Origin of the sequence: Fibrella aquatilis (assembly GCF_017353255.1) — a bacterium.
GTDB lineage: Bacteria > Bacteroidota > Bacteroidia > Cytophagales > Spirosomataceae > Fibrella > Fibrella aquatilis.
Genome location: NZ_JAFMYU010000037.1, coordinates 21,624 through 36,539 on the forward strand (window position 1 = coordinate 21,624; position 14,916 = coordinate 36,539).

Sequence of the window (14,916 nt, forward strand, 5' to 3'; positions counted from 1 at the left end):
AGGTCGGTAGGGGTTTTCACACATCAGGTCGTTGAGGTGAGCAGTTCGTTTATAGATGTTGTTTTCATTAGCGACCCAATGCCTTAAAAATAGACTCCCGGCTTACGGGCTGGCTTCGTTCGGCTTCCTGCATCAGCAGACCCATATCAATATCTTCTTTGTCATCGTCAGCAATGACTGTAGCAGCAATGTGCATCCGCTCCAATAAAGCTGATAACAGTCCGAATTCGGCTTCATCTTTTGGAGTAATCAATAGTGACTGCATAACTGGTGTTGGTTGACAGAATGAAGTTACACCTTTCCCGGTAAACCAGGCTTACGCCACGGCAAAACCCTATCCCACCCTCCCTTTTCGTAACTTGCCCCTATGTCTCGAAAACCCCTTTCTGGCCCGCTGGTGGGCCTGCGCGTGCTGGATCTTACGCGCCTGTTGCCCGGTCCGCTGGGGACTATGATGATGGCCGATATGGGTGCCGAAGTGCTTAAAATAGAGAACCCCAATAGCCCCGACTATGTGCGTATGTTTCCGCCGTATCAGAACGGCGAGTCGCTGAATTACATCGCCTACAACAGGTCGAAGAAAAGCGTGCTGCTGAACTATACTATACCTGAAGGCCGCGAAACGCTGCTGAAACTGGCCGAAACCGCCGACGTGCTGGTGGAGCAGTTCCGGCCCGGCCACATGGACCGGCTGGGGCTGGGCTACATGGCGGTGCACGAACGCAACCCCCGGCTGGTCTACGTGTCGGTAACGGGCTACGGGCAAACGGGTCCCTACGCGCACCTGGCGGGACATGACCTCAACTACCTCGGCGTGGCGGGCGTACTGGGGCTGACGGGCGAACCAGACGAAGCTCCCGTAGTGCCCGGTGTGCAGCTCGCCGATATTGCCGGTGGGTCATACGGCTGCGTGATGGCTACGCTGGCCGCCATCTACGCCCGCGAACGCACGGGCGAGGGGCAACACGTGGATGTATCCATGACCGACTGCGTGATGCCGCTACTGTCGGTGGCCTATGCGCTGCACGAGGGTGGGCAGAAGCCCGTCAGGGGAGAGATGCCGCTGTCGGGTGGGCAACCGAATTATGGGGTGTACCGTTGCGCCGACGAAGCCGATGGCCTACCCCGCTACGTGGCGCTCGGTACGCTGGAACCCAAGTTCTGGCAGAAGTTCTGCACGGTGGTGGGTCAGCCCGACTGGCTCAAGTTTATCATGCCCCAGTCACCTACGCAACGCGCTGATTATAAAGCAACTATTCAACAATTAGTACAGCAGCGCACCCAGGCCGAGTGGGTAACGTTGGGCACAGAACACGACCTGCTCATTACGCCCGTAAACATGCTCGACGACCTGGCCGCCGACCCGCACCTGCTGGCTCGACAGATGATTTCTACTCAGGAACACCCCGTAGCAGGAGCCGTAAGGTCGGTAGGAGTGCCGCTGAAATTCTCTGCTACGCCCGCCCAACCTGCCTGGCCCGCTCCCCAATTAGGACAGGATACAGGCGATGTACTCACGGGGATTTAGTAAACTGAAGAGCAACAAAACACGGGTTTATCATGTGACAGTTGCGCCATTGGAACGTCAAAAAAGCAGATACCCAACCAACTTGATATAGTAGCTGGAGGTTGCCAGTAGGGCAATTATCTGGCATGATTTATGAGGTCCGGCCCTGACTTTGCCGTCTAGTATACAGGTCAGCGTTTCGGTGCGTAAAAACACCCATTGAACTGGTTTAAATCAGGATTACCCGGGGGCAGTGTACGCACAGTAATGTTGGCATGAATTTAGTCAAGGTAGGGTATAAGGAAATCCAACTGCATGAAACGCTTGATAAAACGGTCTACTCGTTGGCTTATGGGTTTAGTTCTCGGATTTGCACTTTTGGCAACGTCCGACCTGATGGCCGTGGGGTTAACCAAACCGCTATCGGCCACGTGTTTACCGCCTAACCCACCCCTCATTGCTGGCAACCGGGCGCCCTTGTGCCGGGGGCAACAAACCGACCTGACTGCGTCGGGCTGCGGTGGCACGGTGATCTGGTCGACGGGGGAACGGGGGGCGAGTATCCGCGTTTCGCCGCACCAAACTACCCGCTACACCGCCGTTTGCCGCCTACCTGATGGCTGCGTGAGTTGCTTCGCCGAGGCGTTTACTGTCACCGTGGGCACACCTGATGCACCCACCCTGCACACCACTACTCCCACAGTCTGTGCGGGTGATGCCCTGACCATTACGGCTGCTCACTGCGCCGGTACCCTTACCTGGACCAACCCCACCCTAACGGGCAAGTCCATCATAGTACGACCTACACAAACCACTGGCTATCAGGCTACTTGTCAGCAGGGTGCCTGCGTTGGGCCACTTTCGGCGGTGCTCACGGTAACGGTAGCACCTCCCACCACACCCCTGCTGCGCGTAGCCAACGGGCAATCTGTCGTTTGCGTTGGTCAACCCATTACGGTAGAAGCTGATGCCTGCGCCGGGCAGGTGCGCTGGTCGGACGGAGGCACGGGTATGCGCCGGACGTTGGTGGCCAGTCAGACGTTGCGCCTGCGGGCCGTTTGCCGGGTGGGCAGTTGCCAGAGCGACAGTTCGGCGGTGCTGACTGTTCCGGTGCAACAACCCGTACTAACCGTGCTGGCACAGACCACCGTTCAAAACGCCTGCCCTTTCCAAACCGCCGACCTCACGCGGGCCATCGGTGGTGCTTTCGACAAATCATTAACGTATGAGTTTCGAGCTTCGGCCAACCTCAATTCGCCGCTGCTAAACTCGCCGGGGGCTGTGCTGGCGGGGGTTTATTACGTGACCAGCAAGCCCGCCAATGGCTGTTCCAGCCTCCCGGTGGCCGTTTCGGCGGTTATTACTGCTTGCACCAACGCCATCGCGCCCTGCCTCAGCAACCCACCCATGGCCTCCCTCCGCCTCGACACGCTCGATGCGCAACGCGGCCTGGTATGCTTGCAGGCCAGGCTGCGCGGGTTTGATAGTTCGCCCCTCAGCTGGACCTACACCGGGTCGGGCCTGATGACCGACGGGCAAAGTTTACGTCCACGTTATGTAGCTTCTGAGGCCGACCACAAAATGGGGCAGATTACGTTTGCACTTACCACGCCCGACCCCGACGGCACAGGCCCCTGTACGGGTGCCAGTGCCAGGCTGACGGTGAACCTGACCAACCCGCAGTCGCCCACGGTAGTAGTACCAAAAGGCGACACCCTGCATGTGATCAACCAACCCGAAGCCAGCACGGTGTTTATTCCCGAAGGCTTTTCGCCTAACGACGACGGTATCAACGACCTGTTTGTGATCCGCAACGTACCCGCCGGGCTAACTGTGCAACTGGAAGTTTTTAACCGCTGGGGCCACCGGGTATATGCCAATGCCGATTACAGGAATGACTGGGACGGCACGGCTAACCAGGGGATTCGTGCCAATGACAAAGGCGCAGGCCTGCCCGATGGAACGTATTTTTATGTGGTAAAGACAAGTGACGGACGCGAATTTGTCCGGTTTATGACTATTGCCCGCTGACCGACGCCGCCGGTAAGCTCACTAAACAGGCTTATTCAGGCGTTATTTTGGGTGAATTGCTCTTAATGACATCAATTCAATAGTGACTATGAGATGGCTTTTACGTTCCTGCGTCTGGATACTGCTCTTCCTGAGTGGATATTCGGCCATGGCCAGCCCCCAACAGCGACCTGACTCGCTGTTGCTTAAGGCAGACCGTATGCTCAGCTACCGGGCATATGGCCGGGCCATCGACCTGTATCAGCAGGCGCTGAACGGTAAGAACCTGACCCCTGTTCAGCGGGCATCGGCGCAGGCCAGCCTGGCGCAGGCGTACCGGTCGGTGGGAGACAATGTAAAGGCCGAAGCAGCTTTCCGCGAATGGATGACCCAGGCAGCTGCCAACAATGAGTCGGCCAGTACGGTGCTAGCGTATGCGCAAACGCTGGCCAGCAATGGCAAGTTTGCCGAAGCCGACGTGCAGTTCAGCCGGTACCAGACGCTGAAAGAGCAACAGCGCAGCCGCATACCGGCCAGTATTCCCACCGCCGCCGATGGGCGCCCCGCCGCCACCCGCCGCGAAGCCGTGCGCTACCAGATCGACGACCTGAGCCTGAACACAGGCAACGAAGAATTTAGCCCTATGTTCTACCAAAACGGGCTGGTCTACGTGTCGGGCAGCAAAGGCGGTTCAACCATCGAAACGTCGGGCAGTGGCGGTGGTGCGGGCTACCTCGACCTGATCTACATCCCTGACCGCAACCAGCTTACCAGCAAACAACGCTACGATGCCGACGGAGAGCTGATGAAAGGCAAAGCCGCCGCCGTGGGGTCGGGCGCACCGAGCCGCACGCCCGATAAGGTGGGCAAAGATTTTTACACGCAGGCCACCGCCAACGACAATAAAACGGCCGTTGGCTTCGACGCGGGCATTCGGGTGGCCGAAGGTCTGGGCTACGACGACAAACAGGGCGTTGACCCCTCGAAACGGTTTTCGCAGTCGCTCAACACCCGGTATCACGAGGGGCCGTCTACGTTTTCGGCCGACGGCACGCAGATTATTTTCACGCGTAACAATTATAACAACGGCAAGGCCAAAACCAGCGCCGAAAACGTCAATAAGCTGAAACTCTATACCGCCCGGCAGGTAGACGGGGCCTGGACCGACGTGGTGGAACTGCCCTTCAACAGCGATGAATATTCGGTGGGCCACCCCGCCCTGGGTCGCGGTCCCGACGGCACGCCCGATCAGCTGCTGTTCTTCGCGTCTGACATGCCCGGTGGCCTCGGCGGCACTGATCTTTATGTAACCCGCTGGTTGAACGGACGTTGGAGCGAGCCGCAGAACCTAGGACCGACTATCAACACTAAAGGCAACGAGCTGTTTCCCTTCTCCGACGACAAAGGCAACCTCTACTATTCCACCGACGGCCGCAAGGGGCTGGGCGGGCTGGACGTATTCTATGCGGCTATGGCGGGCACCACCGTGCGGTCGGTAGAAACTATCGACGCACCCATCAATTCGCCCGGCGATGACTTTGGCCTTATCACCGACGGCACCCGCCACGCCGGTTTTCTGAGCAGCAACCGCAACGGCTCGGACGACATTTTTCGGTTCACCCGCGAAAGCTCGCTCTACGGCTGCCGTGACCTGACCCTGCGCGTGATTGACCGCGAAGCCGACATGCCCCTCGACAGCGTGACGGTGCTGGCCAAAAGCCGCCGCCCCGGCCAAACCGATCAGGTGCTGACCGTCGATGCCAACGGTATTGTGCGCTTTTGCCTCGACGGTGACAGCGATTACCTCTTCACCGCCCGCCGCGACGGCTACATCAACAGCACCATCGGTTTTTCGACCAAAGCCATGACCGACGACCAACCGTCGCAGCTGGAGATGACGATGCTGAAACCCACCATGATCATCGACACGGTCTACACCGAAACCAAAACGCTGGCCCCGCTGGACCCCAAAAAACCCCTCACCCGCTCGCGGCTGCGGGGCGCAGTGCTGGGCGAAGGCGACAGTTCACCCATTGAAGGAGTGACGGTGAAGCTGAAAAACGAGTGCAACGGCGATATCCTATCTACCGTGACGGGTCCCGATGGAGGGTACGAGTTTGATCTGGTTGAGGGCTGCGACTACACACTTATTGCCTCGAAACCGACCTACGGCACCAATTTCAGCCGGGTGCGCAAACTGGCCAAAAAGTCGAAACCCAAACTGGTGGCCGCCGACGTGAAGCTGCTGCGTGTGGGCGAGGTAATCCCGATGGACAATATTTACTACGACCTGGGCAACGCCACCATCCGCACCGATGCCGCCCGCGAGATAGACCGGCTAGTGTCGACGATGCAGAAATACCCCTCGCTGGTGATCGAGATTCGGTCGCACACCGACAGCCGGGGCGAGGCTGCCCGCAACCGGGAGTTGTCTACCCGCCGTGCCCGCGCCGTGGCCGACTACCTGGCGTCGAAAGGCGTTCGCCGCAACCGCATCCTGGCCACGGGCTACGGCGAATCGTTACCCGTCAACAACTGCACCGACGGCGTGATCTGCACCGAATCAGAACATCAGCGCAACCGCCGTACGGAGTTTAAAATTCTGTCTATCAAGTAAGGTTTAATGAACAATCGGTCCGCCGATGCGGTACAATGAATAATGTACAATGGCTTCGCGCGGGAACATCTGATCGCGAAGCCATTGTACATTATTCATTGTACCGCATCGGCGGACCGATTGTTCATTTATTTACCCCATGCTCTCCTTCCCATCCTGCAAAATCAACATTGGCCTGCAACTAACCGACCGTCGGGCCGATGGGTTTCATAATTTGTTATCGGCCTTTTATCCCGTTGGCTGGACCGACGTATTAGAGATTATTCCCGCTCCTTTAACTGAACAATCAGCAGATGAAAATGTTGATAGTGATCTAGTTACCTTCACCACCAGCGGCCTGCCAATTCCCGGCGATCCTGCTCCTGCGCGTAATCTGTGCGTGCGGGCCTATCACCGCCTGAAGGCCGACTTCGACCTGCCGCCTGTGCAGATGCACCTCCACAAGGTTGTGCCCATTGGCGCCGGCCTGGGTGGCGGCTCAGCCGACGCAGCGGCCACGATCAACCTACTCAACGTGCAATTTGGCCTGGGGATGACCGTGGCGCAACGCGAAGATTATGCCCGTGAGTTGGGTAGCGACTGCGCTTTCTTCATTCAAAACAAACCCCAATACTGTATTGAAAAGGGGGACATATTTGAGCCAATCGACCTCGATTTAAAAGGCCTTTATATCCTGCTGGTATATCCCAACCTGGCCATCTCTACCGCCGAAGCCTACGCAGGCGTGACGCCCCGCCAGCCCATTACGCCCTTGCGCACCCTACTGGAAGCTCCCATTGAGCAGTGGCGCGGCACGGTCCATAACGATTTCGAGGATAGTCTTTTCCCCAAATATCCCCTCCTGGCCGAGATCAAAGCCCAACTCTACGACGCAGGCGCACTTTACGCCAGCCTCAGCGGCAGCGGCTCTACCCTCTACGGTATTTTTAGCGCCCCCCCGAATTCCCCACCCCCCTTTTCGCGTTACACAGTCTGGGAAAGTAAATTGTGAAAGGGTGAAAGAATGAAAGAGCGAATAGGCTGACGCAAGAACACGCTGGCGTCAGCCTATTCGCTCTTTCACTCTTTCGCTCTTTCGCTCATTCGCGCATGAGTCGTTTCACCCGGCGGCGGGAGCCGTTTCGTTTTATGGTCTGGTTGGGCATTGGGGGCAGCGTATTGCTCTTTACGGTGCTGCTGGGCGTCTATATTGTGCGCCAGACCGGGCCGGGCTGGGCTAGCGTAGCCTTGCCTAACGTGTTTGTACTCAGTACGGTAGTAATCCTGCTTAGCAGCCTGACGTTGCACAATGCCAACCGTGCCTTTCAGCACGAGCAGTTTTCGGGCTATCGGATCAACATGGCCACCACGCTGGTGCTCGGCACGTTGTTTATCCTATTGCAGGCCTGGGGCTGGCGGCAGATGGTGCGGGCGGGCGTGGGCCTGGAAGGCAACCCTGCCGGTAGCTTTGTTTACCTGCTGTCGGGCTTACACCTGCTGCATATTTTGGGGGGGCTGATATTCATTGGCATTGCCTTAGTTGAGGCCGTTCGGAAGCGAGCCTATGTGGAGTCGTTCGTGTATAGCGTTAACCCACCTAACCAGCTCAAGATCAAGCTCATAACCCTCTACTGGCACTTCGTCGACGTGCTGTGGGTGGCGCTGTTTATCTTTCTGCTCTTCCACCATCATATTGCCTGGGCTACCTGGTAAATCAGTTTCCCCAAACAGTCTGCCGTATCTTCGCAGTTGGGTAACAGACGCACCCAACTCAGTTTTTCGCATGAACTACATCCTCTTCGACGAGCCGACGATTCGCACCGCTTTGTTGCCATTTACCTTTACCCGGCCCGTAGCCGACATCCGCATCGGCATCTGGACGATTACCGAAAAGTGGCAGCAGTGGCTCCAGAAGCCCGTTTCGCATCTGACGGAAGGCTATTTGCAAACTAAATTTCCGGCCATTTATACCGAAGCCGAGACGATCTACATCAATGGCGCGGCCTGCCCGTCGCGGGCGTTTTTGGCCACGCTGGAAACGCTGACTCCTGAAACGGCCCTGCTGCTGCCCGACCAGACCGTGTTGGCCGTGCGCACAAGCAAACGCCTGGACAAAGCGCCCGTCGCTACCGACTTCGCGCCCGTTGAAGTCGGGCCAGACACGCCCGTGATGATCCGGGAAATGCCCGACATCTTTGCCCTCAACGGCGATCAGATCCGGGTCGATTTCGCCAAACTTACCGATGGCAGGCAGTCGGCACCCATCACAGATCCATTCACGAGGGTGTACGGCGGCAACAGTATATTTGTGGAAGAAGGCGCGGTAATCCGGGCAGCCACGCTCAACGCCGAAAATGGCCCGATCTACATTGGCCGCAACGCCACCATCAGCGAAGGCACGATCATGATTGGTCCGTTTGCCCTTTGCCACGATGCCACGGTGAACTGGGGCGGCAAAATGCGCAGCAATACCACTATTGGCCCATTTTGCAAAGTGGGGGGCGAAGTGGGCAACTCGGTTTTCTTTGGCTACAGCAACAAGGCTCACGACGGCTTTCTGGGTAATTCGGTTATTGGCGAGTGGTGCAACCTGGGTGCTAACGTTAACAACTCGAACCTCAAGAACGATTACGGCCCCGTGAAGCTGCACAGCTACGCCACCGGGCAACTGGAAGACACAAAACGGCTGTTTTGCGGCCTCATGATGGGCGACTACACCAAAGCGGGCATCAGCACCATGTTCAACACCGGCACGGTGGTGGGCGTAAACGTTAACGTGTTCGGGGCCGGTTTTCAACCCAAACACATCCCCTCATTCACCTGGGGCGGTGCCGCCGAAGGCTTTTCGCCCTACCGCCTCGATAAAGCCCTGCACGTAGCCCGCGAGTCCGTAGGTCGCCGCAACATCCCTTTCAACGACACTGAAGAAGCCGTTTTGCGAGCAATCTATTCAGTGGTAAGTGGTGAACGATGAGGGGTGAGTTTGCTTCCGCCAGCGTAACTGCTCTGGCGGAAGCAAACTCACCCCTCATCGTTCACCACTTACCACTTACTATACATGCTTTTCTCCGACATCGTTGGCCACGACGACACTAAGCAGACGCTGGTGCGGGCCGTTCAGACCAATCACCTGGCCCACGCGCTCCTGTTCGACGGGCGGGCAGGTAGCGCCAACCTGGCTTTGGCGCTGGCCCTGGCTACCTATGTCAACTGCGAAACGCGGTCGGGCGGGGGTAGTGATGGCGGGTTGTTTGGCAGTCCGCTCCCGGCGGGGGTACCGCTTTCTGACGGCTGCGGGCAGTGTTCGTCGTGCATGAAAATGAGTCGGCTGGTGCATCCCGATTTGCACATGGTGTATCCGGTGGCTAACCTCGGTAAAGGCAAGAATACCAGCGAGGCCGTACTACCCGAGTGGCGTAAGTTCCTGATTGACAACCCCTACCGTACCTTGTCGGACTGGCTCGATGCCACCGGGGGCGAAAACAAGCAGGGTAATATTGCTGCCGAAGAAGCCCGGAATATCCTGCAAAAGCTCTCGCTGAAGGCCTACGAGGGTGCTTATAAAATTATGATCATCTGGCTGCCCGAACTGATGAACGTAGCCTCGGCCAACGCGCTGCTGAAGGTGCTGGAAGAACCACCCGAACGAACGCTGTTTTTGCTCGTGACCAACCAACCCGACAAACTGCTGGTGACGATTTTGTCGCGGGCGCAGCGGGTAGCCGTGCGCAACTTCACCGATACCGAAGTAGCCACCCACCTGCGCCAAACCCTGAACCTCGACGAAACCCGCGCCCGCCGCCTCGCCTACCTCACCGACGGCAACCTGGCCCAGGCCCTGAAAATGGGCCAAACTAAGTCCGATGATACCGTGGGCGATCAGCACGCCTGGTTTGCCGACTGGATGCGGGCGTGCTACCGCCAGGACCTGAACTGGCTCGTGAAACAGGCCGATCAGTTCGACACCCTACCCAAAGACCGCCAAAAAAGCCTGTTCGATTACAGCCTGCGCCTTTGCCGTGACCTATTCCTCTTCCAACAAGGGGCTACACAACTACTGCGCCTGCCCGACGATGAACTGAAGTTTGTACAAAACTTCGGCAAAACCCTTCGCCCGGACCTTATCGACCGCATGGTGGGTGACCTCAACGAAGCCGCCTACCACATCGAGCGCAACGCACGCCCCAAAATGGTGCTACTGGACCTATCGCTAACCTTTGCGCGGCTTATTAAAAATTAGTCATTGGTCATTACGCTGCGCTGTCATTCATTGTCATTCGCTGCGCCGCTGTCATTACTGGTAGGTTCGCGTCGGTAACGAACGACAGCGCAGCGTAATGACCAATACCTACTCTTTCATCACCTTCACCACTGTCTTTACCCCATCGGCGGTGATAGTTAGCATGTAGAGGCCGGGGGCGAAGAGGCTTAGGTCAAGGTCGGTTTGGAAGGCGGGACCGGGGCGATCATGGGCAGTTGTGTAGACCGTCCGGCCGGTGGCGTCGGTTAGTGATAAACTGACTTGCTGGGGGTTAGGCCAATCGCCTTTAATGCGTAGCTGTCCTGCTGTGGGGTTGGGGTAAGCTATGACCGTAACACCCGTAGGCTCAACGCCCAACGCATTCAGCACCGTCACTGTCACACGGCCCGTTGCCTGCCCCGCACCACAGAGGGTGTTACCAACACCCAGCAACTGAAACGTAGTAGTGCTGTCGGGCTGAAAGGGGTAGAGGTAGGGCGAGTTAGTAACGGTGAACCGTTCAGTACCATAGCGGTTGTTAGTCAGCGTCACCGACCAGGGACCTATGCCACTCAGGCTGATCGTCAGTGACGTTAGCTCGCCCCGGTAGGCCGTAGTGGCCGCGGTGAGGACGCCCGTCAGGCTGCCCCGCACCGTCAGCGGTGTTGATACCGACCCCAGCAACGACGGGTTGCTGGCCCCTACCCGCACCTGGTAACCCGCGCCAGGCAGTACGTCGGGAGGGAGTACGGCCGCCAGTGTGGTGGCGCTGACGTTTTGGGTGGTCAATGGGCGGTAGTTCTGGCCGGTGCTGTCGGAAAGAAAAATGGTAAACTGGTTGCCCGGCCCAAACGTACCGCGGGCGTCGAGGGCTACAGTAAGCGTACCGCCAATGCAGACCTGCGCCACCGTCCCCTGTGAACTTACACTCGCCACCCGCACTTGTGTGGGCGAGTTGGGCAGTACCGTTACCGACACCGTTCCGCTGGCCTGTCCGGCTCCGCACACGTTGGCTACCTGTGCTACCTGATACACTCCGCTTTGACGCGGCGCAAACGTAAATGTATTGTCGAACGCAGTCAGCGTCTGCGACGAGCCATCGGTGAGGGTCAGTGACACGGGCAAAAAGCCACTGACCACCTTGGCCGACACCGTTACGGTCTGGTCGGGGTATTGTACCGAACTGGTGGGGCGCAGGGCTACCACCGGCGGGTCGCCCACGGTAATGCTGGGGAAATTAGAGAAGCCCGGCAGGTTTGGCACCGACGATTCCAGCACCACCTGATACGACCCCGACGCTACGCCCGGATCGACCGTAAACGGCAGTTTATCAATGGGTTTGGCCGACTGACCCAGTCTTATTTTAGTACCTGACGCGTTGACCAGATAAGCCGTAAACCGCGCATCGGCTGCAAACTCACCCGATATTTCGTAGGATAAAATAGCCTGGTCGCCACCCCGGCAAATAAGAAATTTGCTGAGCGAGATTGACCGCAAACCAGGTCGGTAAGCAACACGAACGCTGCCGTCGGCCACGCCAAACCCGCAGAAAGCATCATAGACCGATGAGATCTGATAATTAGTGGTGGCTGCACTGTTAGCCAGCAATTTCACCGTCACGGGCAGGTTATCAATAGCCGCGTAGGTCTGGTTGTTGATCCGATACTGAATACGGCTGTCGAGCATAGCAGGCAGGCCATTGCCGGGATCTACCAGTTGTACGTTCACGCTGTTCTGGTTTTCGTCGAGCAAAATGGTGCCTGCGCTGGGTGGTACGAGCCTGATTTTGGGGTACTTATACACCAAAAACGTACCCGCCGACAACGCACTGTAATACTGCACAATGGCCACCGTGGTGAGTACCCGAACGGTATAGGCCGTCCGAAACGAAATTGTGCTGGGTAGGGCGCACTTCAGCCGGTTGCCCTGAAAGCGGGCGGGCAACGTTTGCACCACGTTGCCGTTTAGCAGCAGTTGCAGCGCGTGCGTAGCCCCGGCGGGTATCTCACCCCGCACCACCACATGCACCGACAGCGAATCGTTTTCGCAGAACGTGGTCTGGCTCAGTTGGGGTTGTAGCCAAAACGGTTGTACCCGCACGGTTACAGTACCCGTACCAGCCGCCACACCACAGGCATTCCGCGCCGACCGGATAGTGTAAGTGGTAGTCTGGGCGGGCGTCACCGGCAGGTCGGTCGAGACGTTGGTCAGGGTAAGTCGGCGACCGTCAGAAAGCACCACGTCGGTGTTGGAGGCTCCAGTGGTGAGCAGGCGCAGGGTGGTTGGTTCGCCAATGCGGGTGACAGCTTCGGTGGTGCCCGTCACCGTGAAAAGGCGCACTACCTGGGTAGGATCAACGAAAACAAATGACCGGGGCTGGCTGGCGGGCGTGGGGCCACCCAGGGCAATAACCCTGATTTTCTGCACACTATGAATACCCAGGTTAGCCGGAATAGCCGCATTGATAGGGCTGCTGGTACTAGCGCCAATGAGCTTTCCCCGAAAAATACCATCGTCGTCGGCCAGTTCTACCCGGAACGTGTTGCCCGTATTACCCACCGCCGTAAATGAGACAGGGATGGTTGTGCCGACACAGATAGTGGTCGGAATAGGCCCCATGTAGAGGGCAGTGGTATCAGTTCGTTGCACCGAAATAGCCACCGTGCCCGTGGCCGTTCCTACGCCACACCGGTTTTGTACTGACGTTACGCTAAACTGCCCATTGGCGCGTGCCATCACCCCCACAGGCGTGGCCACCGATTTAGTATCGCCAAACCCTATGTCGCCGGGCACGGTCTGCCGTGTTCCGTCAGAGAGGGTGATATCGGTAGGCGTGGCATGACCCGTCAACTGCGCAATGGGATAAACCAGTTGTGGCCGGGCTACTGTTATGGGCTGGCTCTCGAGTATCAGCTGCGGCTTGTCGGCAATGGCCACTACCCGCCGAAAAACGTTGCCTGCGCTGCCGTTTCGGGCCATTTGCAGGTAAAAGTTGCCTGTCAGCAACGCTCCCTTCGGGCCATAGGCAGGGTTGTTGATATAGTCGGCAGGAAGGGCGCGGGGCGTGGCCACTAGTATGCCAGTACCAGGCTGACTGCCGGGGGTAACGCGCAACACGTCGAGGGTAACCTGCCCACCCACTAGCTGATCGTCATCAGAAAAGGCGGTTGACCCGCGCAGGCCGTAGGTAGCAGGGTCAGTTGAAACAGTGGCTTCGTTGGTGGTAAAAAAGACGCTCACTTCCTGCCCGGCGCAGAGTGCCAGGGTTGAGAGGGAGTCGATGCGAAAGCCGGGACGCACCGTTACCGTGGCGCTGCCACTGCCTGCCTCGGCCCCCCGACTACCGCAGTTGCTCGCCACATTGCGCAGGGTGTAGGTGGTAGTCTGGGCTGGTGCCACGCGCAGCAGCCGCGCCGGGCTTGTTTCGGTGGCCTGGATGGTTTGTTCGGTGCCGTCACTCAGGGTGAGCACCATCAGTCCCTGCGTGGCCACGGTAGCATTGAGCAGGGCAGTCTGGCCAAAATTGATGGTCCGGTTGCCCGATAGCTGCACCGTGGGCAACTGGCGGAGCTGAATGTAACTGGCCTGATCGCCGAAGTTATCTTTATAATAAGCCGATACCCCCGCCGATTCAGAAAAAAGCCGCAGCCGGTAGGCACCCCCCGCCGCCACGGGCGGCACCACCACCCGTGCGGGGCTTGCCGTGCCCGATGCCGACACGGTATAGGCTTGTTGCTTGGGATCAATCGGCTGAAATTCAACCTTATAGGTTGGCGAACCCGTCAGTTGCCGGTCGGTTGAATAATGCACGTCGATGGTTTCGCCTGCGCAGGGTTCACGCGTCGACAGCCGGGTAACGAGCAACCCCGCCGTGCCCACGCTCACACTGGCTTCGCCGCTGGCCGTGCCCCGCCCACAGTTGTTTTCAATGTAGGTAACGCGGTAGGTGGTGCTTTGGCTGGGGGTTAGCACGGGCTGTACAGCCTCGGCCAGTTCGTCAGTGTAGACCGCAATGGTGTCGTTTAGCCGAATAACGTACGGACCGCCGCCACGTAACTGTAAGAGTGGCCGAAACGATTCGCCAGGGTTGATGAAATACGGTCCCACTACCGGCGATACTACCTGTACCCTGGGCGACCGGGCCAGCTTAAATGGAGTCGAATCAGTGTAGGCAAATGGGTTCGAACTGTATACGCGCAGTCGGAAGTAGTTATCTGAGAGGTTGGTTGGTAGCGGCACAAAGGCAATCGTCGACGTTACGTTCTCAACCAGCCGCGCCACTACGTAATTACTGCCATCGATTAATTCGATCCGAACGGGTTCATTAGGTACGAAGCCATTGACGTAGGAAAAAGCCAACTGGATGGTGCTACCGCCACAGAGTGAGGTAGGTAATGCCTGAATCTTGATGGACTGCGCTCTGGCGGTTAGGGCGGTAAGCAGTAGCGGGAGCACTACCAGCCAAAAGCCAGACCGAGGCATGTATCGGCTGAAAAAAACACGTTCGATGGGATAAAGCGACCACATTCGGTAGGGCAAAGCTTGGGTTGACCGAAAATTAGC

9 protein-coding genes are annotated in these 14,916 nt (G+C 57.9%); 7 read left to right on the forward strand and 2 right to left on the reverse strand.

The window, feature by feature from the left end; genetic code table 11:
• Positions 1 to 67 precede the first annotated feature (67 nt).
• On the reverse strand, positions 68 to 265 hold the full coding sequence (locus tag J2I48_RS27295; RefSeq protein WP_207338712.1) for a hypothetical protein: 198 nt from the start codon (positions 263 to 265) through the stop codon (positions 68 to 70).
• A 102-nt stretch (positions 266 to 367) separates the two neighbouring features.
• On the opposite strand from J2I48_RS27295, the gene J2I48_RS27300 reads away from it, so the two are divergent.
• The 7 genes from J2I48_RS27300 to J2I48_RS27330 all read left to right on the forward strand — a co-directional run bounded on the left by J2I48_RS27300 (position 368) and on the right by J2I48_RS27330 (position 10,353).
• A complete protein-coding gene (locus J2I48_RS27300; protein WP_207338713.1) occupies positions 368 to 1,528 on the forward strand; it encodes a CaiB/BaiF CoA transferase family protein in 1,161 nt (386 codons plus the stop codon).
• 357 nt (positions 1,529 to 1,885) lie between these two features.
• Positions 1,886 to 3,538, forward strand: coding sequence for a T9SS type B sorting domain-containing protein (locus J2I48_RS27305; RefSeq protein WP_207338714.1), 1,653 nt, complete (start codon positions 1,886 to 1,888; stop codon positions 3,536 to 3,538).
• Between the two features lie 88 nt (positions 3,539 to 3,626).
• Entirely contained in the window at positions 3,627 to 6,134 is a 2,508-nt protein-coding gene (locus tag J2I48_RS27310; protein ID WP_207338715.1) for an OmpA family protein, read from the forward strand.
• Between the two features lie 139 nt (positions 6,135 to 6,273).
• Positions 6,274 to 7,125 carry a 4-(cytidine 5'-diphospho)-2-C-methyl-D-erythritol kinase gene (locus J2I48_RS27315; protein ID WP_207338716.1) on the forward strand — a complete coding sequence of 284 codons (852 nt, stop codon included), beginning with the start codon at positions 6,274 to 6,276 and terminating at the stop codon, positions 7,123 to 7,125.
• 98 nt (positions 7,126 to 7,223) lie between these two features.
• Entirely contained in the window at positions 7,224 to 7,826 is a 603-nt protein-coding gene (locus tag J2I48_RS27320; protein WP_207338717.1) for a cytochrome c oxidase subunit 3, read from the forward strand.
• A gap of 70 nt (positions 7,827 to 7,896) precedes the next feature.
• Positions 7,897 to 9,087 (forward strand): putative sugar nucleotidyl transferase, encoded by a 1,191-nt coding sequence (locus J2I48_RS27325; protein WP_207338718.1) that lies wholly within the window; start codon positions 7,897 to 7,899, stop codon positions 9,085 to 9,087.
• 84 nt (positions 9,088 to 9,171) lie between these two features.
• Entirely contained in the window at positions 9,172 to 10,353 is a 1,182-nt protein-coding gene (locus tag J2I48_RS27330) for a DNA polymerase III subunit (protein WP_207338719.1), read from the forward strand.
• Positions 10,354 to 10,461: 108 nt separating this feature from the next.
• On the opposite strand, the gene J2I48_RS27335 is transcribed toward J2I48_RS27330, so the two are convergent.
• Positions 10,462 to 14,835 carry a T9SS type A sorting domain-containing protein gene (locus tag J2I48_RS27335; protein WP_207338720.1) on the reverse strand — a complete coding sequence of 1,458 codons (4,374 nt, stop codon included), beginning with the start codon at positions 14,833 to 14,835 and terminating at the stop codon, positions 10,462 to 10,464.
• Positions 14,836 to 14,916: the final 81 nt, after the last annotated feature.